This is a genomic window from Cytobacillus firmus (assembly GCF_023657595.1).
GTDB classification, from domain to species: domain Bacteria; phylum Bacillota; class Bacilli; order Bacillales; family Cytobacillaceae; genus Cytobacillus; species Cytobacillus firmus_B.
In genome coordinates, this window is record NZ_CP098323.1 from 2,467,645 (window position 1) to 2,493,191 (window position 25,547).

The window sequence follows — 25,547 nt, forward strand, 5'->3', positions numbered from 1 at the left end:
TAAAATTTACTTTTTTTCAGTTATCGGCCTTACACTGGCTGGTGCCTGATTCATTAAGAATTTCACTCCGAAAACGGAGATAAGGACACCGGCCATTGCAATCACCGGATATACATTTTGTTCAATAAGCAGCTGGATGAGCGTATAGGACAGGACCATCGATAAAACGGGTGAGACGACCCATACGACTAATAGCTGCACAACAATGTCCTTCTTGAAGACTGACCGTCCCTGCTTCACAAAGCCGATTCCAATGATGGAGGAAGTGGTGATTTGCGTTAAAGGAACAGGAATTCCAAAAACGGACGCAATCGTAACAATTCCGGCTCCTGTTCCTGAAATGACACAGCCTTCTTCAAGCCGGATTTTGGTAATCTTTTTGCCATTCGTCTCGAGGACTTTTTTTCCCAGCAGAACGGCTCCTATAGCGACAAACAGGCCGCCCCAGAAGATTCCGCTGCCTGTGCTCATAATGCCTGCACCAACAAGCGGGCCGACTGCATTGGCAACATTATTCATGCCTGCCGAGAATGCTTCAAACACACCCATGAAGACGACAAGTATGGCTAAGATCGGAGTTGCTTTAGGCTTTTTAATCAGGTTCTGTATGAACTTTCTCTTTAAAAAAGCGGCTGCCGCTATGGCAATTAAAAATGCGGCAAATGGAGTAAGCAGCCAGAACATAACGATCCAGGCAAGCTTTCCGGCAAATACGGATTGGTAGACGATTCCGGCACCAACAACAGAACCTACCGTCACCTCACTGGTAGACAGCGGGATGCCGAATACATTCGCCAGAAAAAGAGATAATGCTGCAGATGCAATCACAATCAGCGCGATGGCAACCGTGAAGGTCTCTTTAGGAACAATACCGCTTCCCATCGTCTTTACCACTTCTCCTCCGCCAAGCCATGCTCCGAAGAATACGGCCAAGCCGCAAAGAATAAGAGCTATCATACGGTTTTTCAGGACACCTGAGCCATACGCGATCCCCATGGACGCTGCTGCTCCACTTGCCCCTATATTCATGGCGAAAAATAAACCGACTGTGACCGCTATGATCGTAAGCATGGTATCACCCTCCTTCTAGCTCGTATGAAGGCCGCATTCAGTTTTGCCTGTGCCAGACCAACGGCCCGCACGGGAATCGCCATTTTCATCGACTGCCTGTGTACAGGGAAAGCAGCCAATGCTTGGGTAGCCATGTTCATGCAAAGTGTTGTAAGGCAGGTCTTTTTCCTTGATGTAGGCCCAAACCTCATCCCATGTCCAGTGAATCAGCGGGCAAATTTTGATATTCCTGAATTTTTCATCCCTGTTTAGGAATTGAGTATTCGCTCTTGTCGGCGACTGCTCCCGCCGAAGGCCGGAGATCCAGGCCTGCTTTGGTGTTAACGCTTCTCTTAACGGAATCACTTTACGGATCTGGCAGCATGAATTCGGCTCCCTTTTCCAAAGTGCAGATCCGTATTCTGCAGCCTGCTGGTCCAGCGTCAGCTTGGGCTCTTTACGCTCAATCCTGAGGCTTGGAAAGCGGGCCTCAATTTTATCAATCACTTCATAGGTTTCCGGAAAATGAAGCCCGGTGTCCAAAAAGACAATATGGGCATCTGGCTTAATTTCCTGAATAAGATCAATCAGCACGATGGCTTCCGCTCCGAAGCTCGATGCATAGACAATTTTATCTTCAGGATAATTCTCATAAGCCCATTTCAACACTGTGCTTGCGCCTTTTAATTTGTCATCGTTTGGGAACGAATCTGAGATTTGATTCCAATTTTTATATGTTACTGCATTGATCATCTTGCAGTACTCCTTTCATATTCTAGAAATCTTTTAAAATCAAAAAAGGCAGTCTTCCCGCCTGAAAAAACTTCAGTTGGAAAAACCGCCTCTAGTTTGTCTAGTCAGCGCGCTTATTTGGTTGAAGACGAACCTTTTCGTTCTTCTCGAGTTGTATGACCTTGCCATCCTGGACGACCAGCGTGATCGATCCGAATTTAATGCTCTGAAGCATCTGCTTTAAATGAGCAGATAACTCTTCCCAGTCTGCCTGTTTCAGTGAGGCTCGCCTCCTTTTTTTTGTTGAGGAAAGGATACGGTTTTTAGTTTGTTTTTTGTGATGTTGAGATTAATCCTACCATACACATAGGAATTGTCAACAACTTATTTAAAGAAAATTTTAAAAATCTGATAAATGGGCTTTTCTTCACTGAAAACCGTTAACCTTACTTGGTTTTTTGGTAAAGTACCAGGTTTTTTATGTACCTATTCACGTTGAATTCCCCTGAGATTTTTTGAGGATATTAGGTTTTGTAATTGGCTATTATGCAAGATCTTTTGGTTTTTGTTAGTGATGTGGTGTTCATGATGGGGTTGGTGCAGCTTCTTTTGACTTTTGCTAAAGATGTGGTGTCAAACACGCGGATTGATGCAGCTTCTTTTCCTTTTGCTGGAGAAGTGGTGTCTATCATACGGATTGATGCAGCTTCTTTTACCTTTTGCTGAAAATGTGGTGTCTAACATGCGGATTGATGCAGCTTCTTTTACCTTTTGCTGAAAATGTGGTGTCTAACATGCGGATTGATGCAGCTTCTTTTACCTTTTGCTGAAGATGCGGTATCTAACATGCAAATTGATGCAGCTTCTTTTACCTTTTGCTGAAGATGCGGTATCTAACATGCGGATTGATGCAGCTTCTTTTCCTTTTGCTAAAGATATGGTGACTATCATGGGGATTGATGCAGCTTCTTTTGACTTTTGCTGAAGATGCGGTATCTAACATGCGGATTGATGCAGCTTCTTTTGACTTTTGCTGAAGATGCGGTATCTAACATGCGGATTGATGCAGCTTCTTTTGACTTTTGCTGAAGATGCGGTATCTAACATGCGGATTGATGCAGCTTCTTTTACCTTTTAATAGAGATGATTTAGGTTGACACTGGTTGCTATTGCTTTGTCGAGAGATATGACATCCAGCTTTTGACGCTTAGGTTTTTTAGCATAAAAAACACCCCCGGCAACTACCGGAGGTGCATTACTTTTATTCGTCCGCTTCTTCGTTTTGCCTTGTTGTCTGTTCAGGCAGTGTATCCCAGAAGCTGGTGTCAGCAGAATTGATTGAACCGTCTGCTATTGCTTTTACTGTCGCATCAAGCGTTGTGATTGTCTGTTTGATGAGATAGCCGTTGCTCTTTTGTCCAAGGGCGTATGGCTCATAATTGTGGTCGGACATTCCGCGCATTTCAAATAGAAGCGTGGAAATGTCGTAGCGGACAGCAGCGCCGTTCCGGCCAATGTTTTCACCTGTGCCGCCGACATATTTTCCAATATGGCCCCAGCCAGTATGGTGAAGCGAGTTAAACACAATTGATCCAAGCTTTTTGGATTTTTCAAGAACCTCAGGCTTTACATTGCTGTTTGTCGGATACAGAATGCTTCCTGACACAAGCTTTCCTTCAGTTTCACTTAATGTGCCCTGATGATGAAGATCAATCATGTAATCGATATTGTATTTCTTGAACACGTTTTCATGGAGAGCACGCGCTTCCGGCTCCATTTCGCTTGTTTCTTTAGCATGTTCCCGATTCAAATCCACACGATTGGCATTATAGCGGGTTAAATGGCGATCGCCATCGGCTAGATAATCATCAAGTGAGAAGTCCACATCCCCCATTGCTCCATCTGCGTTAAGCATCGGGATGACGAGAATGTTGACATCTTTAAGGACTCCGCTTGTTTTGCCGGTACCAAGGTGCTTGATAAACTCCAAGGCTCCCTCAGTTGTCAGCTGCTCATTCCCGTGCTGCTGAGTCAGAAATAGAACCGTTGGATTGTCAGGATTGGATATGTATTTTGCCATGTGAATATCACGGCCTTTTACCGTCTGGCCGATGACTTCAAGCTGCATAGCCTCCTGTTTGGCATCCTGTGTTTTCAAATAATCTGTTAAACTGGCATATGTATGCAGAATGGAAGTCTGAATGGATCCATTTCCTGTGCCAGGCCCATTCCCTACGGCACCTGCAGGCATACCAACTGCTGTAACAGCACCTAAAGCCATCAAACCTGTCAGTGATACTGATAGAACTTTTTTCTTCAATGTCATAAAATTCATACCCCCATATTAATACTTATCTTTCACTATTAATTCTAGTGAATTAATTTAAGAGTGATAATAGAGTATGATACCTATTCTTTTGACAAATTTCGCATACCGAAATAAGTATAAATAGAGGAGTTTACTAATGATTTATCGTGTAAAAATAATCCAAAATTACCACTTCAGATACAGGGTTACAAAAAATCCCTTTTTCAGGTGTAAAAAGAACTAAAAAGGATCGGATATAAAATGTCCGATCCTTCGTTCTAATTCAGGTCTGCCGGGTAGATTACACCTATTTGCCTTCGGGCTTCTTCAATGATTTCCATTGTTATCATCGAGTTAGCGTGGGAGTTGAAATCAGATTCAGTTTTTCCAGCCTGAACCAAACGGATGAATTCTTTGGCTTCGTAATACATAGAATCACTTAATTGGTCCTGAGTGAGGTCCTCCCTCTCCCCGTTCCGATAATGCAATTCAACTTTCTCAGGTGCACTTATTCTATCTATAACGATATTTCCCTCTTCCCCTTGAATTTCTGCAGGAAGACTGGAATCGGTTATTTTACTGTACATGATGACCGCATCCATGTCAGGGTATTTAAGGACCATGCTTCCTTCCCCATCAACTCCTGATTCCAGCATATAGCCTGCTGCTTTAATCTCCTCAGGTTTACCGAATAGGGCCACAAGCGGATAAACACAGTAAATTCCGATATCCATTAGTGAACCATTCGAAAAATCCGGATTGAATGCATTCAGCACGGTTCCCTGCCTGTAGGCATCATAACGGGAAGAGTATTGGCAATAGCTTGCAAAATATCTGCGCACCTTTCCAATTTTATGAAGATTTTCTTTTACAGCCAAAAAATTAGGCATAAAAGGAGACTTAAGGGCTTCCATAAGAAGAACATTGTTTTCCCTGGCCGCAGCTATCATAGATGTAAGCTCCTTTGTATTAGAAGCAATAGGCTTTTCGCATAAAACATGAACATTATTTTTCATAAAAAGGATGGACTGCTCTGCATGCAGGGAATTCGGGCTTGCAATATAAACAGCGTCGATTTCGCCGCTTGCGGCCATCATCTGTAAATCAGTAAAAGTCCTCTTCACACCATATTTGCCTGCAAATTCTTTTGCTTTTTCCTCGGTGCGGGAATAAACAGCCGTCAGCTGAAAATCTTCAGCCTGCAGTGCTGCTTTTAAAAATCTTTCTGTAATCCAGTTAGTGCCTACAACGCCAAAACGAACCAAAATCATTTCCTCCAGTTTCTATTGTGGGATAATTATTCTCTCATTTTTAAGGAAAATGAAAGAAAAAGCAAGAAATAAAAATGGAAGTCTGTAATTTCCCTGACTTCCATTGTTACTCTATGTATTTGATTAATTGATTCATATTAGTGAATTTAGAATATTAATGAAGCTCTTTCTATTTCGTATGGTTCATTTGTAAATGACCGCTCCAGCGAATCTAATCGTAGGTTCTCCTTTAAAACCGTGAGTGGAACCTCATGAGGAAAACTCTACAATTTTATCGAATGGTGATGATTAAGCCAAGAAACAATTGAGGTCGCAGCCAAGAGTTCTTCCCAGTTGCCTACAAATTAGTCGTCCAATAATAAGCCCTGCACCCATTCATCATCCAGCTGCTCGTCCTGATTTTCTTCTGCTTGAAATATTATATTTCGTTCATTAATACGATAACTAATAGCTGAATGATGATATTCTTTTATTTGGATGAGTGAATAAAAGATGTCTATCAGTTTTTGCTCTCTTAAAAACATCTGCAATTAGAATCATTTTGTCTCCCCTAGGTTTGTTTAATAATTTTTCAAATTCAGCTTTTAACAGATTCCTTAGTGTATGGGATGGTTAATGGCCCAAGAGGCATAACGGCAATCCTTAAATCTCTTCCGTGCTTTTGCTGCAGCTCTTCCACTGTTTTTTCGATAGAGGAAGAAGGAAGGAACATGGCATTTTTAACGTCTTCGTCCGCTAGGCTTGAATATACATATACGTCAGCCCATACCTGAATGATTGCCTGTTTTTGTACTTGCCATTGATCAAAAATGGAAAAGGCGGGATCCTCGATCATGTCTAATATTTCTTGCGGTGTTGCTTTCATTTTTAGTATTTCAGCGTAATTGCCATGGTTGGGCAGGCCGTCACTGCATTCTGACGCGCAAATAATGGCACCGCCTTTTTTCACAATTTTTTGTGCAGCGCTCATCCCCTTAACAGCCTGATACAGATTCTGGTCTAAAGGATATCCGCTGTTGCTTGTAATAACTATATCGAATGGCTCTTCACACGCGACCATCGAATGTTCTCTGACATATTCACAACCAGTTCTGTGCGCCAAAATGACATCGCCTGCAAAAAAGTTTGTAATCTCTTTGTCTCCGTTAAGAGTTACATTCAGCATAAAATCCGGTTTTGCCATAAGAGCTGCTTCTGTAGCTTCTCCCTGAACCGGGTTGCCTTCAATTTTTCCCCATGTACTGTCTTTATCTCCAATCATTCTGGCATTATGAAAATGCATTATTGTATCAATCCCGGCTATTCCAGGCATGATTCCCTTGGGTCCGCCGCTGAACCCTGCAAAAAAGTGCGGTTCAATAAATCCTGTAACAATTTTAAAATCACTTTGGCAATATTCCTTATTAAGGTAAACCTCACCCCCATACGAGGTTGTCCCCAAGTAGGTCTGAGTGGATTGGTCAAATGCATTATTATTAATGACCCGGACTTGGTTTACAATGTCCTCTCCAAGCATTTGAATAAGCTCTTCTCTCGTGTTATCACGGTGGCTGCCAGTGCCATTAATGATGATAAATTGCTCTGCCGGAACATGTTTTAACTCCTCCATAATCCATGGAACCAACTTATGATTTGGGGTGGGTCTTGTCATATCGCTAATGACAATCGAAACAGTATCCGTGCTTTTCACCATTTCTTTTAATGGCTTTGTCCCAATTGGATTCCTCATGGCTTCAAATGCTTTTTGCTTTTCGTCATCCAGGCCAGGAATATGGACAGGTTCTATGACTGCTGTATGCTCGGGAAGATTGACAAGAAGTCCTTCTTTCCCATATGCCAATTTGATTTCCAAGGTATATTTCCTCCTTATGCTGATTACTTGCCTGCGCCTATGATTGATTGCGATGATTTTACGCGAATCCAGGGACGGCTATTTTCCCACTCCACAGACAAAGGAACACAAAATGTTTCTTCCAGTCTCCTGTCTGTAACGATTGTTTTTTTCTCTCCTTGTGCAACAACTTTTCCGGACTTCAGAAGCATTACATGGGAAATGGATGGAACAATTTCTTCAATATAATGGGTCACATATATGATGGTAGGACCATCTGGAATGGCCATCATCTTTTCAATAGATGCCAGCAATTCTTCTTTGGAAAATATGTCAAGTCCATTACATGGTTCATCCAATATTAGTAGCCGCGGTGAAGACATTAGCGCCCTCGCAATCATTGCCTTTCGTTTCTCGCCCTGAGAAAGCGATGTAAGTGTCTGGTTTTCTACATGGCTGATGCCAAATTGCTTCATTAAGTCTTTTGCGTGATCTAAATCATGCTGCGTAATGTCCTCGTACAAACCAATAGATGCAAATTTACCGCTTAATACAATCTCAAGCGCCGTATCAGCAGGACGAAACTGAAATTTATCATCCAGGGAGGTGCTGACCCATCCAATAGACCTTCTAAGATCAGGAATATTGGTTTTGCCGAAGACATTTCCCAATACCGAAACATGTCCCCCGTTAGGCCATTTATAGCCGGTAATCATATTAAGAATTGTTGTTTTTCCAGATCCGTTTAATCCTAGGAGGGCCCAATGCTCCCCTTTTTGTACATCCCAGGATACATGATCCAGAATTTTCTTTCCATTTCTTTTCCAGATAATTTGATCCAGAGAGATGACACTGCTGCATTGTATATGACTCATCATGATTCTCCTTTTGTTATAAAATGAATCTATCTAATAGTCTTAAATCAAAAGAGAGCTGAAGACACTATAAATTGATTTCCATAAGGGATGAAGGAAATCCTGTGTCTCAGCTCAATATTTTCAGATTTCAGCGAATTATCTGTCTAAACAGAGCTGGTGAGCTCAGAAACGATGCCGTTTCGGCGGAATTTTACCCCGTTTTTCTGGTAAAATTTTGCCCCTTCCATGATGCGTACTTTCAGTTCCTCATTAACTGGCTTTAATGGCTTTGCAGGGACACCCGCAGCAAGTGTATTTTTTTCGATTACTTTATTTTCTCCTACAACAGCACCAGCGGCGACAACAGCACCTTCTTTAATATGTGCTCCGTTTAAGACAATGGCTCCCATGCCTATAAGAGCTCCATCGTCAATTGTGCACCCATGAATAACACAGTTATGTCCGATCGTTACGTTTTTGCCTATGCTGACGGGATACCCTTCATCAACATGAATCATGGTTCCCTCCTGAACATTTGTACCGCTTCCAATTTTAATAGAGTCATTATCCCCTCTAAGTACTGTATTGAACCATATGGATACATCAGCTTCCAGCTTAACATTTCCAATCACATACGTATTTGGTGCTAAAAATACCGATTCATGGACAGCAGGCGTCATGCCTTCAAAATTATATATCAATTAGAACATCTCCTATTCTATTTATGAGGCGATTGTATTGCCGGAGTTATTTAATCGGTTTTTCCTGTTCTTAATCCATTTATTTAGAAGCGGGTACAAAATACTGATGATTGAAAGGATGATAAAGGTTAATGCGATAGGCCTTGTGAAGAAGATCGAAATATCATTGTTGGACATTTGCATCGCTCTTCTAAATTGATCTTCGGCAATCGGGCCAAGTACCACTCCTAAAACAATTGGAGCCAAAGGGAATTTAGCATTTTCCAAGTAGTAGCCAATAATGCCAAACAAAAGCATCATGCCAACATCAAAGATGGAGTTTCGAACAGCAAAGGTTCCCACAATACAAAAGAGCACAATTAACGGGCCAATCACTGTATATGGAACCTGGAGAATCTTAGAGAAGACAGATATAAACGGTTTTGCAATAACAATGATTAATAGATTGGCGACAAGAAGTCCCATTAAAATTGTGTAAATCAAGGATCCCTGCGTCGAGAACATTAGAGGTCCTGGCTGTATTCCGTGAAGAATAAAAGCACCCAGCAAGATGGCGGTTGTAGCACTCCCAGGGATACCAAGAGACAGCAATGGAACCATGGCGCCCATAGCAGCTGCATTATTGGCTGATTCAGGTGCTGCAATCCCCTCTGGAATGCCAGTTCCAAATTCCTTGGAATTTTTTGACCAGCGTGCAGCTTCACTGTAGCTGAGCATGGCAGCAGTCGTTGCACCAATACCCGGCAATATTCCGATGAATACACCTAATAATGATGAACGGCCAATGACACCTGAAATTCGTTTCATAACATTCCAGTTTGGCAGCTCAGACCTTACTTTTTGTTTTGAATTCACCTTGTGGACTTGCTGAACCCGTCGCAATACTTCAGAAATGGCGAATAATCCTATCAGGACAGGAATGAAATCTATTCCTGACATTAATTGGCCTGAGCCGAAGGTAAATCGCGGAACCCCTGTCATTGTATCGATTCCGATCGTAGCAATAAATAAACCAAATGAAACGCCAATGAACCCTTTTACAAGATTTCCAGCACTCAGCGAAGCCACAACGGTAAGCCCCATAAGCGCCAGAGCAAAGTACTCGGGAGAAGAGAACTTAAGCGCAAAAGATGCGAGAAGAGGTGTTAAAAAAATTAAGACAATAGTTCCAAATACACCTCCAGTAGCAGAGCTGAATATGGATATACCGAGTGCTTTTCCCCCTTCCCCTTTTCTGGCCATGGGATATCCGTCAAATATGGTGGCCACAGCTTCAGGTGTCCCAGGGGTCCGGAATAAAATGGCGCTGATGGAACCGGAAAATACCGAGGTAGCATATATGGAAGTTAACAGCAAGAAGGCAGCTGTCGGGTCCATCGCATAGCTAACCGGCAGAAGAATAATGACCAGCATGGTTCCGCTTATTCCCGGTATACCTCCGCCAATAAATCCAAGCAGGACACCGACCAATAATACGAACATATTGAATGGTTCAAAAAGATTCCCAAAACCGCCGAAAAGTCCTTCAATCAATGTGTTTCACCTCTTTTATTAGAATTGGCTATTAATAAAACAGTAAACTGAACATCTGGAAAATTCCTACTCCCCTTGGGAAGGGCAAGTTCAACAGAATAGGGAATAATACAATAGACCCGGCTGTTGATAATATGCCAGTTAAAAGTGCACGCACCCAGCTCTTCATGCCAAAGAGAAATGCCAGAACAAAAATCCCGAGAATAGTAGCAGCAATAAAACCAACATATCCCAGAATGAATGTATAGATGGCTAAAGTCCCCAGCAGCAGGATAAACCTTTTTGGGTAAACCAGTTTTTCCTCATCCGCTTCACTTGCATCACTTTCCGGCCCTTTATTCTGTAAATTCTGACTATTTTTGTTCTTAAATGTCCTAATCAATAAGAAGACAGATAAAATGAGCATTAATATCATAAGAGCAGCAGGCCAGGTTCCCGGTGCAATAATATTTCCTGTCCTATTTTCAATTTGTAAGGACATGACCAGAAAAAAAGAAGAAAATACAATCATTATGATCGAAAGATTACGTTCCAGAAGCATCTTTTACCCCCCTGACTTTTATAAAATCATCGAGAGAAAGAATTCTCCCGATGACTTGTTATACTAAAGGCCTTCAACAATTGATTGGTACGTTTTAATGTTCTTCTCAAGATTCTTTTTGAAGTCCTCCCCGCTCAGCCAGCCGTCACGTAAATGAAGATAACTGTCTTTCTCATACCTCTTATACTCTTCACTGTCTTTCGCTTTCTCCAATGCCTTCTGGAGAGCCTCAACGATTTCATCAGGTGTGTCGGCGTGCACCAGCAATCCTCGTTCCTGTCCATCAGTCAGATCAATTCCTTCTTCAGTTGAAATCGGAGTCTCTTCGAAACCTTCCAATTTCTTGTCTGTGAATGCCAGGAGCATCTCAACGGAGCCGTCTTCAATTTGGGCAATGCTAGGACCGATTTCTTCTAGCATGCCATCAATATGTCCGCCTAACAGGGCTGCATGCATTTCACCGGCATCTTCATAGGAAATATAATTAAGCTTGATTCCGGCCTTTTCTTCAAATTGTCGGAGGACTAATTCATCAAAGCCTACAGCCCCAGTGCCTCCTACAGATATTTTGCCTGGGTTATCTTTAGCCTGTTTTATAAAATCTTCATAGTCAGTGAATTTTTTCCCTTTAAGAACTTGAAGGGACATGGTATCCTGCTGCACCCTTCCAATCGCTGTATATTTGCTCAAATCATGCGGAGTGGTATTACGTGCAACGTTAATGGGATAGTTAGATGAAATCGCCCAGATCGTATAACCATCTGCAGGCTGTCTGGCTGTATGGTCTCCTGCATTTGCACCGGAGGCACCAGGTAAATTGACCACATTAATGTTAACACCTAATGTATCGCTCATTTCTTTGGCGATTGAACGGGCAAAGGTATCTGTACCTCCTCCAGCACCCCATCCAACAACGATTTCAATATCTCTTTCGGGATAACTGCCTGCGCCATTCTTTGAATCTGATTTTGCACTTGTCCCGGAACTGCAGCCTTGCAGGACCAAAAGCAGTATGATTAGCAGCGATAATAGTGAGAACTTGTTAAATTTCATTTATTCTCCGTCCTTTTTTATTAGTAGGAAACAATGGTAGTTCCTCAATAAATGTCTTACGCCGCCCTTATGACTTGATGCACCTCACAGAAAGTAAAGGGTTGCTTTTCTATGAATATTTGAAATTTGGTTTCCGTTTTTCCAGGAAAGAATGGACACCTTCTTTATAATCGTCTGAGAGGAAGGATTCGATGATAAGCTTTGATGCTTCGGGTGAATCCTCCTCGGCCCCTGACAGTACTTCATTTATAATTTTCTTGGATCCTCTGACTGAGGCTTGAGCATTCTTGCAAATTAACTCAGCATACGCCAGAGTTTCTTCTTTAATGGAAACCGCCGGGATAATCCGGTCAATGAGACCGATCCGAAAAGCTTCTTCAGTATCCAGCAATCGTCCGGTAAAAAGAATATCCTTTGCTTTAGATGGTCCTAATAGGTCTACAACATTTTTGGTTCCTGGTGTATTGTATACAAGTCCGAGCTTCGCAGGGGTAATTCCAAACTTCCCATTCTCATCTGAGAATCTGAAATCACAGGCAACAGCAATTTCGCAGCCTCCACCTACACAAAATCCTTGAATCATGGCAATAGTTGGCTTGGAGGCATTCATTATGGCTTTTTCTGCTACCATTGTAGCTTCGTTGTATTTTTCGGCACCTTCAGCGGTATATCTAAGCGTCTTAAATTCACTGATATCTGCTCCTGCAGAAAAGGCAACTGATCCTTCCCCTTTAAAGATGATCACTTTTATTTTGGAGTCGAGTTCACATTCTTCTATAAGTTCAGGAATTTTCGTCCAAATATCATAGCTTAGGGCATTCCGTTTTTCCGGACGGTTAAAGCAAATGTATGCGATTTCACCTGCTCTTTCCAAAAAAACCGGATCGCGGCAAGTTTTTTCATCATTTATTGCTTCAAGATTTTTAGACATTATTTCTCAACCTTTCTCTTAATTTTTCTTCAATAAATTACTTTCTTCCAAAGCTTTCACCGCACCTGATTCTGAAAGCTTTGCAATATATTCCTGATCGTAGCCCAGGTTTTTCAGCACGGCCGCGGTATCCTGTCCGAAAAGCGGAGAGGCAGTTCTTACTTTACCTGGTGTTTTAGAGAATTTAGTTGGTATGCCGATCATTTTCATTTTTCCAATAACAGGATGCTCAACTTCTTCGATCATCCCTCTTGCCTGATAGTGTGGGTCCTGCACAGCTTCCGCAAAATTATTGATTGGCCCGGCAGGAACTCCTGCTTTTTCGCAGCGATCAATCCAAAACTTTGTTTCGTGAAGCATTAATACATCTTCAATATCTTCTTCGAGTTCAATAACATGCTTATTTCTTAATAAGTTTGTTTCATATCGCGGATCAGTAATCCATTCAGGCTTTTCGATAACTTCAGTGCAAAACCTTTCCCATGTTCTTTGATTTGCGCATCCGAGCATCATATAACCTGATTTTGTTTTAACAGCCTGATAGGGAGCGGAAACTCTATGGCGCCAGCCAGTTGCCTGCGGAATCGTCCCTTCTGCAAAATAGGCACCTGCTTCCCATGTAAACCAAGGCAGTCCAATTTCTGCAAGAGCGATATCCAAATGCTGTCCATCACCTGTTTTCATTTTATGAATATAAGCAGCAAGAATGGAGTAAGCAGCTGTGATGCCTGCACCAATATCATAAACTGCAATGCCTGATTTCATTGGCCTCATCCCTTTTTCCCCTGTCATGCTCATTAAGCCTGTCATTCCCTGGGCAACAAGATCGAAACCGCCTTTATGAGAATATGGACCAGTCTGTCCATAGCCTGATATTGAGCAATAGACAAGACCAGGATTGATTTTCTTTAAGCTTTCATAATCGATCCCGAGCGATTTAGTCACCCCGGGACGGTAGTTTTCTACAACTACATCCGCTTCCTTTGCGAGCTTATAGAAAATCTCCTTGCCTTCTTCATTTTTAAGATTAAGGGCAATGCTTTGTTTGTTTCGGTTAATTTGAAAGAAACAAGTGGATTCCCCATTCACATATGGTCCCATTTGCCGGGAGTCATCACCGCCGTTGACTTTTTCAACTTTCATTACATCTGCGCCTAAATCAGCTAAAACCATCGTACAATATGGCCCAGCCATTATTTGAGAAGCATCAAGGACTTTCATTCCTTGTAAAGGTCCCATTTCAAACACCCCATCTAAAATTTGTGTGTCAGAAGCGAGCCCGATCATACCGGCAGTTGTTCATTTCTATACAATTTTTATCTTTATATGGTATAATTAAGGTCGATTTATTTATTAAGGGTGGAACATTTCTATTTTGGCGAGTGGAGATGTTCCCCTTTTTTTTATTCACGAATCATATTGGTTCCACGTTCCAAATCATTCCGAAGATGATTTTCCACGTTTTGTATAACCGCTGCCTCGTCGCGAGCTTTTAGAGCATTAAGGATTTGGCGATGTTCCTTAAGGATCTCTCTGTTATGCTCATTATTTTTCAGGATATTGGCCCGGTAAAGCAATAGAAATGAACGTACCTGCTGAAGCAAGTGTAATGCCCGTTTATTCGGACTGGCTTCCAAAAGCCAATCATGGAATTGTGCATTAAGCTCTAATAATTGCAGAAGATTTCCCTCTTTAAATGCGCTCTCTGCTTTCAGGAGTACCTTCTCAATCTCCTCCAATTCCTCATTTGCGACCGTTTTCAAAATTAGGCCCATGATTTTGGGCTCCAGCATCAGCCGGCATTCGTATAAATCCTTAAAATCAGTTTCTTCCAGCTTGACGACACTTAGCCCCAGATGATCCTGGACCAGTAACCCCTCAATTTGCAGCTGGCGCAGAGCTTCTCTTAACGGGGTCCGGCTGATGTTATACTTCTCTGCTAACTGTGAAACATTGACTTTCTCTCCTGGTTTCAATTCACCTGCCAGGATTGAACTTTTGATAATGTCATATATTTGCTGATAAAGCGGCTGTGAAAATTGCAGGCTTTGCACCATAATTCTTTTCCTCCTTTCTAACTCCGTAAATATCACAACGGGGTTGAATGCTGAATGCTGTATCCAGTATACAGTGTCTATGTTGATAATAATTAATATTCTGAAAAGTGTCAATATTTTAAATAAATTTTTCACAGTTATGTAAAACTAGTCAAAATTCGACACAATGCCGTTCAGCCTAAGCATGTAAATTCCAATAAAAATAGACAGAAAGGCAAAATTTCCTGCCTTTCTGCTTTTATGATTACTTCATATCTTTTAAAAGAGTACCGTAAGTATCAATCAGATTTTCAAATTCAGCATTATAGTCCTCCGCATTTAACCAGCCATCACGCAGATGCAAGTAACTTGCTTTTTCATATTCTTTATAACCTGCCTGGTCTTTTGCCTCTTTAAGCGCATTTTCCAGCACCTCTATTATTTCAGGAGGCGTATCCGCATGAACCATGAATCCCCTTCCCTGGCCATCCGTTACATCGATTCCCATCTCAGTTGAAATTGGAACATCTTCAAAACCTTCCACCTTTTCTTCGGTAAATGCAATAAGCATCTTGATATCTCCGCTCTCCAGCTGGGCAATGGAAGGTCCCGGCTCCTCTGCAATTACATCAATATGTCCACCGAGAAGGGCTGCTGTCATTTCCCCGGAACCTTCAAAAGAGATATAATTGAATTTGGTTCCAGTTGCTTTTTCAAATTGTTTGATCACCAGTTCATCAAAGCCTGCAGAACCTGTACCGCCAATCGTTATTTCTCCAGGCTTTTCTTTCGCCTGCGCAATTAAGTCTTCGATGTCTTTAAACTTCCCGTCGCTTTTAACTTGAAGCGTCATGGTGTCATTTTGAACCCTGCCAACCGCAGTTAATTTGCTCAAGTCATTTTTTTCAGCACCTGCCGCAATATTTACCGGGTGATTGGATGTAGCAGACCATATTGTGTAGCCATCAGCCGGCTGTCTTGCTACATGGTCAGCAGAGTTGATCCCAGATGCTCCAGGCATGTTCACAACATTAATATTCACGCCTAGTATGTCTTTAAGCTCTTTGGCTATGGCTCTTGCAAAATTATCACTGCCTCCGCCTGCACCAAATCCTACAACAATTTCAATTTGCCTTTCAGGATAATTACTGCCGCTTTTCTTTTCTTCCGAGCTTGCTTCTTGAGGTGAAGAACTACATGCCTGCAAAATGAATACTAATGCAATTACAAGAGACAAAAACGAAAACCTCTTTAATTTCATCTTAATTTTCCCCCATATTAAGAAAAATTTTAAAATTTCTGAAAATTAATCTTACTAGTAAGTATTCACTTTTACACAACAAATAGGTTATGGAACCCTTCCTATTCTCTTACACCGCTGCAGCAGTATTGTCACCCCCCTGTATGTGTCATGTTTCATATTTCAAAGATGCAATTTTTGTGCCGAATGGCTAAAAATGCACTAAGAAATTGTGAAATTTTCTCTTTAAACCAATTGAATGTAAGCCTTTTCAAAGAAACTCGTACATACATTGTTTTATTTGGTTTGGAACACCATTACATTTTGAATAGTGGTTCATTTGTTTTTAGTTCTATTTTGAAACAAAATATCCATCTATCCCGTTCCATTTTGAAACTATTTATTTGCAGCTTCAGCTTCTGCCCTTTCAATGGAATCCATCAGGTAGTCAACCACATGTTTTGTTTCAATCTCTTCTTCCATGCCTTCCCGGTAAACACCAAGTTTCATTTGAAGATAGCACCCTGGATTGGCTGTAATTAGCACAGCTGATTCAGTTTCTTTCACCTTCTTCATTTTTTTATCCAATATTTCATTAGCAAGCTTCGGCTGCAATAAATTATAAATACCGGCAGAACCGCAGCAATATTTTTTCTCAGGAAGCTCTACATATTCCGAGTTCGGAATTTGTTTAACCAATTTCGCAGGTGCATCCTTAACTTTCATCACATATTGCAGATGGCAGGAAGGCTGATAGGTTACTCTTTCTCCTCTTCCTGACACGGCAGGCATTTCACCTTTTTCATAAATGATTTCACTGATATCTTTTATTTTGGCGGAGAAGGTTTTTGCCCGTTCCAGCCAATCTGGATCATCACGAAACAAGTCTGCATATTCAGCAAGTGCAGCACCGCAGCCGCCCGCATTTGTAATAATATAGTCCACAGCTGCTTCTTCAAAAGCCTGTATATTCGCCTTTGCCAATTCGATGGTTTTGTCTTTTTTCCCGCTATGATGATGCAGGGCTCCGCAGCACATCTGAGCTCTGGGAGTGACAACATCAAACCCGGCCTTTGACAGCAGTTTAATAGAATTATCATTGGTTTCTCTGAACATAACATCCATGATGCATCCATGGAAAAAGGCTACACGTCCTTTGGCCTTCTTTTCTTCATATGCGCTTGGTGTAAACTCCTGATGATATTTACGCTTTGAAGGAGGCAAAATCGCAGGTGTAATTCGTTCCATCTGGCTCATCTGTTCAGGGAAAAATTTTAATATGCCCAGCCCCCTTGTAAGGGATTGAAGTCCGCTTTTTTGATAAAACCAAAGTAGATTGCCCACCGAATTAAGCCTTTTTTGATTCGCGAGAATATGATCAAAAAAGTAGTCCTTAAAAGTGCGTGCCGTATAGGCTTGTTTTTTAATATCCGTTTGAACAGGCGGCGCAGCCTGCACAGGTGTTTCAACAGCTGCTGCTATTCGCTCCTTGGCGAGCATGACAATATCCGGGACCTGAACATCTATAGGGCATGCATCCACACATGCAGAGCAAAGCAGGCATCGATCCAGCTGATCTTTAATCTCCTGGTTTACAGGAATATCTCCTTCAAGCAGACTCCTTGCCATTAATACTCTTCCCCTTGGGCCGTCAGCTTCCCTTCCCGTGATATTTAATGTTGGGCATACATTGCGGCAGGCTCCGCATCGCACACACGTTCGCATAGATTCTTCCGCGGTAAGAAGTTTCAACTACTCGTCACCTCCATCCTAGTTTGGCAGTGCCATTTTGCCTGGATTCAATATATTGTTTGGATCCAGAGTCCGTTTAATCGCCCTCATTACTTCCATTGCGGGTCCGTGTTCAACATCCATATACTTTGCCCTGACAATTCCTACTCCATGTTCCGCTGTCGTTGTTCCTTCCATTTTGATTGCAAGCTCATGGATATCGTCGATCATTTTTTGCACATTTTCCATTTCAATTTGATTATTCATATTAACTACTGGACCTGTGTGCATATTCCCATCGCCCACATGGCCATATATTCCGCAGATGATGTCATATCGATCAGCAATATTATGAATTTCCCGCAAAGTTTCCGGAAGCCTTGAAATTGGCACACATATATCTTCTCCGCCATATACCCTGAACCCGCCATGTTTTAATAGGCCGACAGCGGCACCAACAAGCTTTCTGGCCTGCCAGAGCTTTTCGCATTCCTCCGGTTCATCGCTAAACTTTATATAATTTGTATACTTTTCAACCACAGTTTTTAATCGGTTAACTTGTGAGGTAACCTCCTCCTTGGCTCCATCCACTTCAAACACGAGAATAGCTTCATTATCCAGCGGAAGACGAAGCTCGGGCTTCATCATATTGACAGCTTTTGTACAGTTAAAGTCCATAATTTCGATGGCAGATGGCTGCAGGCCAGAAGAGAAAACGGCATTAACAGCCTCACCGGCTTCTTCCAGCCGTTCAAATGAACATAAAACAATCCCTCTTGTAACTGGCAGAGGCAATAATTTCAGGCGAAGACGGGTGATAATACCAAGGGTTCCCTCAGATCCTATCATTAAATGAGCGAGATCATAGCCAGAAACCGACTTAAGTGCTTTCGATTTAGCTCCGCCAGTAACAATTACTTCACCAGTAGGGAGCACAACTTCCATGCCGAGTACATAATGGCGGGTGACTCCATATTTGACTGCCCTTAGACCGCTCGAATTGTTCGATACCATTCCTCCAACTGTGCACATATTTGCGCTGCCAGGATCAGGCGGAAACCTCAATCCATAAGGTTTTAAAGCCTCATTTAGATCATTTTGGATTACACCTGGCTCTATAATGACCTGCATATTCCGATGGTCAATATCCAGGATTCGGTTCATTTTTGATAAATCCATCATGATGCCGCCTTTAACCGGAACAGCTCCGCCTGTCTGGCCAGTTGCTGCTCCTCTTGGATATAAAGGGATGCTGTATTTATTGGCAAGCTTAACACAAGAACTTACCTCTTCAGTGGATAAGGCAATCACAGCCACTTGAGGCTGTTTTGGACTAATCTGTGTTTCAAAGGAAGCATCATAAGAATATGTCATCATGTCGGTGTTATTGGTTAAAATCCGGTCTTCTCCGAAGATATCCCTTAATTGAGATATGATGTTTTCATCCAACGGAGGGGGCGCCTTTGTTTCATTCATTTTATCTCCTCCTCACATACTATTAATTTTTCGCCATAGGGTCGTCCTGCCGATCCCAAGTATCTTTGCCGCTTCTGTTTTATTGCCGTTTACCTGTTTGAGCACATTCAAAATATATTCTTTCTCAAGGTGATAAAGCTTTGTTTCATCACCTTCATCATCTTTTTCATGATGTGCCTTGAGTTCTTGCATACCTAGAAAGTCTTTTCCCCCAGCAGCTAAAACAGTATCAGAATCAATCACCTTATCGGGAGAAAGAATCATAGCTCTTTCAACAATGTTTCTGAGCTGACGGATATTTCCTGGCCAATGATAGTTTTGCAGGATTTTCATCGCATCAGCAGTAAATCCTCTAATATTTCTCCGGATTCCAGGCTCCAGTTCTTCTATAAAAAAATTGCATAACAGCGGTATATCAGCAATCCGTTCACGCAATGACGGGATAGGAATATCAAGGATATTAAGGCGATAGTACAAATCGGCCCGGAAACGTCCTTCTTCTACCATCTTTTCGAAATCCCGGTTTGAAGCAGCGATCACACGTATATTAATAGGGATGACCCTTTCATCTCCGAGCCGCATCACCTCTCCCTCCTGAAGGACCCTCAGAAGCTGAGCCTGAAGAGATTCAGCCAGTTCGCCGATTTCATCCAGGAAAATGGTCCCCTGGTGTGCTAATTCGAACAAACCCGTTTTCCCGCCCTTTTTAGCCCCGGTGAAGGCTCCTTCAACATACCCGAATAATTCGCTTTCCAGTAAGTTTTCAGGGATAGCTGCACAGTTCACTGCAACAAATGGCCCTTCCGACCGCTTGCTGAAGCTGTGGATCAAATGGGCAAACACCTCTTTTCCCACACCCGTTTCCCCTGTAAGGAGAATGGTCGAATCCACTTGTGAGTACTTCTTCACCTTTTGAATCGCTTTTTTGTACATGTCACTCTCACCGACGATATTATGTAAACTATATTTCGTTACATGGCCCCGGTGAAGCAGCTTTTTGCGGATCTCCTGTTCCTGCTGCTGAATTCTATTAATCTCCTGAAATGTACAGACTGCTCCAAGCACCTTTTGCTCGTGCCGAATGGGAATTCGGTTTGCGACTACTTTCACCCCATTTTCATCCTGGATGCGGTTCAGCTCTTCCTTGCCAGTCGAAAGAACTTTGCTCATTCGCGAATGCACGAGAATATCATCTATGGACTTGCCGATTACTGAATCATAGGGAAGGTTTAGTATGCTGTAGACGGAAGGATTGCAAACTGTGATCACCCCTTTTTCATCCACTGCTATCACACCATCTGCAATAAAATCAAGAATTGCCTGAAGTTCCTTTGTTCTTTTTATTTCTGAGCGCCTCACATTGATTAGGCTTCTTGCCTCGTTGATTGCCTGAATGACCGATTCCACACCGGACGTTAATATGACTGTTCTAATCGTTTCTTTTTTTACTTTGTTGGTAAAAATGCTTTTGCCTATCAGCACATCTATTTGTTTTTTGCAGAGTGACTCCACAGCTGCTTCAGCTTCCTCCGGCATTGATACACAGTGCTTTTCAATCGATAAGCCCAGCACAGATTCAATTGTTTCGATTCCCTGTAAGATTTCTTCGTTGTCTGCAATCCCAATTTTTTCTCCGAGCTTCTGTGCTTCCTTGATTGTTCGAAGCAAGTCATATCCAGTTATGGGAATCTGTACAACAGGTAAATTGATGTCAGATTCTAACAGCTTTAATCCCAAGGTCCCTCTGCTAATGATTACTTCTGTACCGTTTTTTTCAAATTCCTTTGCCGCTTCGACCGCATTCCGAAAACTCACTTTCTTTACTGTAACTTCTTCTCCTGTTTTTTTCGCGGCTTCCCTTGAAACCTGTATCAGCCCGTCAATTGGAGTCAGAATTGCAATTTCAGACATCACATCACCTCATATAGCTTTTTCTCTTGGACAATTTTAATTTTATTTTAAATTAATCTTAACAAATGCCAAGAGAAATTTCGGTGAATTTTCATAATCATCAGTTTTTTGGTCCTGGTTACAATTTTATTTTAATCGCGCTTTCAACCTGGCCCAATGGCCCTTCTGCCGAGATTAACCCAACTGCAGCGCCGGACAGCTGAAAAAAGTATGATAGATTCTTTCGATCCTGAATATTTAACTGATCTAGAACCACTCCTCCTAAAATCACTGCATTGCCTATTAAGCTGTCATTAAATGAATCGAGCAGATAACTGCAGAGTGTTTCCCCGGTATATTGCTTACTTAATGGTCCGTTAATTTCAATATACATGGTGTCGGGTATAACCAGGCTAAATGATGAAGTTGCCAGACAATCCGCCATCGCAGCTGGTGAAATCACAATTGCGATGGCTCCGTTTCCTCCCATGCACTTAATTTGCTGGTCAATCCCCGCAAGTACTGTACCATTCTGCTTGAAGCCTTCTTTTCGAAAATAATCTTCAGGCTCACAATCTATTAACTTGATGCCTTTTTCTTTACAGAATTTAAGGGTGGTTTCCTCTTCTGTTCCCGTAACTGAAAAGAAGGTTTTGGCTGGATTTGTCACTTTTTCATAGCCTTGGTTCCAATATGCTTTAAAGACAGAATGTGAACTTTTCCCGCTGATGAGTTTCCAATCCGGTGTCAATTCAATTTTATCTCCAGGAGAAACTGAAGGAAGATTTGCCACTTCGGCGATTCGCTTTTCAATAATATTCACTCTGGCTCACGTCTCCTTTGAACCAGTAATTTAACAGTTCGGATTTTCGAGCCAATGCCGCTGTGCCGCAGAAACTCCAGCACCTAGTTCCACTTCGTATCCGGTCTTCTTTAAAGCAAGCTCCATCGCAGCAAACATTTTCAGCATGTCAGCAGCATCTGTATATCCCATATGTCCCAGGCGCAGAATCTGATTCTTCACCTTTCCGAGACCGCCACCCAATGCGATATGAAATTCTTCCCGCATCATCCTTCTGAATTCATCGGCATTTTTTAATTTTACAGCTGTCAGGGTTGGGCTGGCTGCCGAATCATCCACCAGCAATTCTAGACCTAATGCCCGCACTCCAGCTCTAGTCATATCCCGAAGTGCAGCATGCCTTTTGAATTCAGCTTCTATTCCTCCGCTTTTTTCTATCATATTGCAGGCTTCAAGAAGCCCGCAAACAAGTGATATATTCGGTGTATAAGGTGTGCCGGCCCCTGATTCCAATCCTTTTTTATAGAGCTTAAGGTCAAAGTAAAAGGATGGGCACTGATGCTTATTCACAGTGTTCCAGGCTTTTTCACTTAATGTAATTAACGCAAGGCCAGGCGGCAGCATTAATGCTTTCTGACCTCCGGTTGCCACAATATCAATGCCCCATTCGTCCATGTATAGAGGCGTGCCGACAATCGAGCTGACCGCATCAACGAGGAATATGGCATCTGATTCTTTTACAACTGCTGCAATCTCTTGAATGTTGTTGATTGCAGAGGTGGATGTTTCACAGTGTGTCGCAAAAACAGCTTTTGCCTCAGGATTTTCCTTCAATGCTTTTCTCACATCTTCAGGATCGACAATATTTCCCCATTCAGCATCGACGCGGACGGTTTTGCAGCCGATATGGTCTGTAATTCCCTGAAGGTACTCACCAAAATAGCCGACTACACAAAGAATGATCGTATCGTTGGGACCAACCGTATTAATAATAGCTGTTTCAAGAGCGGATGCTCCGCTTGAGGTAAGTGGGATCACCAGGTTTTCAGTCTGGAATATCATTTTAGACTTTTCAGTCGTTTCCTGAAGTACATCCTGGAAGGCTGGATTCCGGTAATCCATCATGGGATGATCGAAACTCCTTAGCATGGCACGCTGTATTTCTTTTGGAACCTGAACTGGTCCCGGCAATCTTAAATCCAATTTTTCTTCAAACATAGCTTCCTCCCCTTATCGTTTCGATTTATATCTTGCTAATGAATTATTTTGCAATTTTTGTGCCAAGGTTGATTGCCTTTTGTACAAAGGTTTTGTTGTTTGGGGAGTGTTTCAGTGTTTCGTTATGAAACGAAATGGAACAAATTGATGAAACAGATTGTGGCGGATAGCGGAAAGGTGTTGAATTGGGATTAGGAGTTATGAAGGCGGTTTTTTTGGCTGCTCGAGGTTGTTGGCTTTGTGAAGCCTTTTATGACGACTATTTTCTTTTTTTGCCCGAGGTTTTGGGCTTTTTGGAGCCTCTATGACGACGGTTTCTTTGGCTGCCCTGGATTTTGGGTTTTATGAAGCTTCTATGAGGACAATTCCTTTCCACTTCACTGGATTTTGGTCTTCATGAAGCCTTTATTGGCGACTATTTTCTTTGGCTTTCTGGATTTCGGGATTATGAGGCTTCTATGACAACGATTTTTGTTTTGATCCACTTGGTTTTTGGCTGCAAGTCGAGCATATGATTTTTCAAACAACAAAAGACAGCCCCGTTCTTTCGAACAGGCTGCCTTTTTAACATAAGTATTATTTGCTTTGCTTAAGAGATTTTTTTTAATTCATCCGTAAGGCGCATGAATTCTTTTTGGTTCCGGCTAGTGAGAGCTTCATCAATTTTTTCGCGAAGCTTTTCAATTCGATATTCCTTAAGAGCTTGATTTAGGACTTGTTCTGCTAACAATGACACGTTTTCCTCAGACTGTTGCGGCGAGTTAAGTAGACGTTTTTCCATTTGCAATCAACCCCTTGACCTTTTTTCTATTGTAACAGAAATTTTCAGATTATTCAAATCATTATTTGCTGGAAATTTTGTTAGCAGCTGCTAAGCTTGTTAACTACAATGTACCCGATATTGAAACCGTTTAAACAATATACAAAAAAGCTGACTCATGAGAAGGGTTATTCCCTCACAAGTCAGCCCTCTTATGCTTTGGCCGTTTCAAGTATGCTCATTACATTTTGTACAGACTTAACAGATTGATCGAGTGCTTCCTTCTCATCGGCAGTCAATGGAATTTCAATGACACTTTCTATTCCATTTCCGCCCAGAATTGTTGGAACTCCCAAGTAGATGTTACTGTATCCATACTCACCTTCCAAATAGGCAATTGAAGGAAGGATGCGTTTTTTATCTTTCAGAATCGCTTCAGCCATCTCAACCATTGAAGCTGCAGGAGCATAATAGGCACTTCCCTGACCAAGCAGATTGACAATTTCTCCTCCGCCTTTTCTGGTTCTTTTCACAATCGCTTCGATTCGGTCTGCAGGGAGAATTTTCTCCAGAGGAATACCGCCAGCATATGAATATCTAACGAGAGGAACCATGTCATCTCCATGACCACCCAGGACAAAACCTGAAATATCTTCAATCGAAACTCCCAGCTCTTGCGCCACAAACGTATTGAATCGGGCTGTATCCAAAACTCCTGATTGGCCGATTACCCTATTTTTCGGAAAACCGGTCGTTTTGTAGCAAACATAGGTCATGGCATCAACAGGATTGCTTAATACAATAATATAGCTTGCCGGGGCGTATGTTTTTATATTTTGAGAAACCTCAATCATTATCTTCTCATTTACAGCAACCAGATCATCCCGGCTCATTCCCGGTTTTCTTGGCATTCCTGCTGTAATCAAAACTAAATCTGCATCTTGAATGTCTTCATAGCTTGAAGTTCCGGTTATGCTGGCATTAAAGCGCTGAACCGGTCCAGCTTCCAGCATATCAAGGGCCTTGCCTTTTGTTGGGTTTGTCTGTGAAGGTATGTCAACTAAGATTATGTCTCCCAATTCTTTTTGGGCGAGCATCAGTGCTGCCGTCGCACCAGTAAAGCCTGACCCGATAACGGCAATCTTTCTTCTCTTAAAAGTCATCGCTGTTCCTCCATTTCATCATCCAGTTGGAGTACATTATTGATCTTCACGGTTATCTTGCTCCGCAGCTGGTATCTGTTTCTTTTTGCTTCCTCCCTTTTTTACGGGGGGTGGTTCAGGAACTGCCTCTTGTCTCATTTCCTTTGGTTTCCTGTCATCCAACAAAGCTTTCTTGATTTCTTCATCAGGATGAGGTATAACATGCGCTGACACAAGTTCACCCACTCTGGCAGCTGCTTCCTTTCCTGCATCCACAGCAGCCTGAACAGCACTTACATCACCTTGAACCAAAACCGTTACTAGGGCGGCGTCCACTTTTTCCTGCTTCACCAGCATAACATCGGCAGCTTTCAGCATCGCATCTGCTGCTTCAATGGACCCAATCAGCCCTCTTGTTTCAATCATGCCGAGTGCTCTTGCCAT

25 protein-coding genes are annotated in these 25,547 nt (G+C 42.1%); 1 reads left to right on the top strand and 24 read right to left on the bottom strand.

Translation table 11 applies throughout. The features are described 5' to 3' along the window. Positions 1 to 6: 6 nt before the first annotated feature. From NAF01_RS12540 to NAF01_RS12550, 3 genes are all read right to left on the bottom strand, one after another. Positions 7 to 1,071 (bottom strand): sulfate permease, encoded by a 1,065-nt coding sequence (locus NAF01_RS12540; RefSeq protein WP_226620150.1) that lies wholly within the window; start codon positions 1,069 to 1,071, stop codon positions 7 to 9. 15 nt (positions 1,072 to 1,086) lie between these two features. Next, positions 1,087 to 1,803, bottom strand: a complete 717-nt coding sequence (locus NAF01_RS12545; protein ID WP_226620151.1) for a phosphoadenylyl-sulfate reductase — start codon at positions 1,801 to 1,803, stop codon at positions 1,087 to 1,089. 100 nt (positions 1,804 to 1,903) lie between these two features. Further along, positions 1,904 to 2,062 (bottom strand): YezD family protein, encoded by a 159-nt coding sequence (locus NAF01_RS12550; RefSeq protein WP_152966826.1) that lies wholly within the window; start codon positions 2,060 to 2,062, stop codon positions 1,904 to 1,906. A gap of 257 nt (positions 2,063 to 2,319) precedes the next feature. Here NAF01_RS12550 and NAF01_RS12555 point away from each other — a divergent pair, with 257 nt between their 5' ends. After that, positions 2,320 to 2,508 carry a hypothetical protein gene (locus tag NAF01_RS12555; protein ID WP_250802392.1) on the top strand — a complete coding sequence of 63 codons (189 nt, stop codon included), beginning with the start codon at positions 2,320 to 2,322 and terminating at the stop codon, positions 2,506 to 2,508. Between the two features lie 535 nt (positions 2,509 to 3,043). Here the strand turns inward: NAF01_RS12555 and NAF01_RS12560 are convergent. The 21 genes from NAF01_RS12560 to NAF01_RS12660 form a co-directional block, all read right to left on the bottom strand. After that, positions 3,044 to 4,108, bottom strand: coding sequence for a M14 family zinc carboxypeptidase (locus NAF01_RS12560; RefSeq protein WP_222501869.1), 1,065 nt, complete (start codon positions 4,106 to 4,108; stop codon positions 3,044 to 3,046). 260 nt (positions 4,109 to 4,368) lie between these two features. Next, entirely contained in the window at positions 4,369 to 5,355 is a 987-nt protein-coding gene (locus NAF01_RS12565; protein ID WP_250802393.1) for a Gfo/Idh/MocA family protein, read from the bottom strand. Between the two features lie 350 nt (positions 5,356 to 5,705). After that, complete coding sequence (locus NAF01_RS12570; protein WP_226620359.1) at positions 5,706 to 5,891, bottom strand: hypothetical protein; 186 nt, start codon at positions 5,889 to 5,891, stop codon at positions 5,706 to 5,708. A gap of 47 nt (positions 5,892 to 5,938) precedes the next feature. Further along, on the bottom strand, positions 5,939 to 7,213 hold the full coding sequence (gene larA, locus NAF01_RS12575; protein ID WP_250802394.1) for a nickel-dependent lactate racemase: 1,275 nt from the start codon (positions 7,211 to 7,213) through the stop codon (positions 5,939 to 5,941). Between the two features lie 23 nt (positions 7,214 to 7,236). Then, positions 7,237 to 8,067: an ABC transporter ATP-binding protein gene (locus NAF01_RS12580; protein WP_250802451.1), complete on the bottom strand. Its 831-nt coding sequence runs from the start codon at positions 8,065 to 8,067 to the stop codon at positions 7,237 to 7,239. A gap of 146 nt (positions 8,068 to 8,213) precedes the next feature. After that, on the bottom strand, positions 8,214 to 8,750 hold the full coding sequence (locus NAF01_RS12585) for a gamma carbonic anhydrase family protein (protein WP_250802395.1): 537 nt from the start codon (positions 8,748 to 8,750) through the stop codon (positions 8,214 to 8,216). Positions 8,751 to 8,771: 21 nt separating this feature from the next. Continuing rightward, a complete protein-coding gene (locus tag NAF01_RS12590) occupies positions 8,772 to 10,283 on the bottom strand; it encodes a tripartite tricarboxylate transporter permease (RefSeq protein ID WP_048011243.1) in 1,512 nt (503 codons plus the stop codon). A gap of 31 nt (positions 10,284 to 10,314) precedes the next feature. Continuing rightward, the gene (locus NAF01_RS12595; protein WP_048011244.1) at positions 10,315 to 10,824 is read right to left on the bottom strand and encodes a tripartite tricarboxylate transporter TctB family protein; all 510 of its coding nucleotides are present in this window, start codon (positions 10,822 to 10,824) and stop codon (positions 10,315 to 10,317) included. 63 nt (positions 10,825 to 10,887) lie between these two features. Continuing rightward, positions 10,888 to 11,877, bottom strand: coding sequence for a tripartite tricarboxylate transporter substrate binding protein (locus tag NAF01_RS12600; protein ID WP_250802396.1), 990 nt, complete (start codon positions 11,875 to 11,877; stop codon positions 10,888 to 10,890). A gap of 109 nt (positions 11,878 to 11,986) precedes the next feature. Beyond that, complete coding sequence (locus NAF01_RS12605; protein WP_197215385.1) at positions 11,987 to 12,808, bottom strand: enoyl-CoA hydratase-related protein; 822 nt, start codon at positions 12,806 to 12,808, stop codon at positions 11,987 to 11,989. Positions 12,809 to 12,826: 18 nt separating this feature from the next. Next, positions 12,827 to 14,047: a CaiB/BaiF CoA transferase family protein gene (locus tag NAF01_RS12610; protein WP_197249850.1), complete on the bottom strand. Its 1,221-nt coding sequence runs from the start codon at positions 14,045 to 14,047 to the stop codon at positions 12,827 to 12,829. A gap of 164 nt (positions 14,048 to 14,211) precedes the next feature. Continuing rightward, the gene (locus NAF01_RS12615; RefSeq protein ID WP_250802397.1) at positions 14,212 to 14,865 is read right to left on the bottom strand and encodes a GntR family transcriptional regulator; all 654 of its coding nucleotides are present in this window, start codon (positions 14,863 to 14,865) and stop codon (positions 14,212 to 14,214) included. Between the two features lie 244 nt (positions 14,866 to 15,109). Continuing rightward, positions 15,110 to 16,105 (bottom strand): tripartite tricarboxylate transporter substrate binding protein, encoded by a 996-nt coding sequence (locus NAF01_RS12620; protein WP_250802398.1) that lies wholly within the window; start codon positions 16,103 to 16,105, stop codon positions 15,110 to 15,112. Positions 16,106 to 16,480: 375 nt separating this feature from the next. Next, a complete protein-coding gene (locus NAF01_RS12625; protein ID WP_250802452.1) occupies positions 16,481 to 17,809 on the bottom strand; it encodes a (Fe-S)-binding protein in 1,329 nt (442 codons plus the stop codon). Positions 17,810 to 17,854: 45 nt separating this feature from the next. Further along, positions 17,855 to 19,291: an FAD-binding oxidoreductase gene (locus NAF01_RS12630; RefSeq protein WP_250802399.1), complete on the bottom strand. Its 1,437-nt coding sequence runs from the start codon at positions 19,289 to 19,291 to the stop codon at positions 17,855 to 17,857. A 12-nt stretch (positions 19,292 to 19,303) separates the two neighbouring features. Continuing rightward, entirely contained in the window at positions 19,304 to 21,202 is a 1,899-nt protein-coding gene (locus NAF01_RS12635; protein ID WP_250802400.1) for a sigma 54-interacting transcriptional regulator, read from the bottom strand. 118 nt (positions 21,203 to 21,320) lie between these two features. Next, positions 21,321 to 22,004, bottom strand: a complete 684-nt coding sequence (locus NAF01_RS12640) for a hypothetical protein (RefSeq protein WP_250802401.1) — start codon at positions 22,002 to 22,004, stop codon at positions 21,321 to 21,323. A gap of 30 nt (positions 22,005 to 22,034) precedes the next feature. Beyond that, complete coding sequence (locus NAF01_RS12645; RefSeq protein WP_250802402.1) at positions 22,035 to 23,201, bottom strand: pyridoxal-phosphate-dependent aminotransferase family protein; 1,167 nt, start codon at positions 23,199 to 23,201, stop codon at positions 22,035 to 22,037. Between the two features lie 589 nt (positions 23,202 to 23,790). Then, the gene (locus tag NAF01_RS12650) at positions 23,791 to 23,982 is read right to left on the bottom strand and encodes an IDEAL domain-containing protein (protein WP_048011255.1); all 192 of its coding nucleotides are present in this window, start codon (positions 23,980 to 23,982) and stop codon (positions 23,791 to 23,793) included. A gap of 191 nt (positions 23,983 to 24,173) precedes the next feature. Then, positions 24,174 to 25,124, bottom strand: coding sequence for a malate dehydrogenase (gene mdh, locus NAF01_RS12655; protein ID WP_250800317.1), 951 nt, complete (start codon positions 25,122 to 25,124; stop codon positions 24,174 to 24,176). A gap of 36 nt (positions 25,125 to 25,160) precedes the next feature. Next, complete coding sequence (locus NAF01_RS12660; RefSeq protein WP_226620368.1) at positions 25,161 to 25,547, bottom strand: BMC domain-containing protein; 387 nt, start codon at positions 25,545 to 25,547, stop codon at positions 25,161 to 25,163.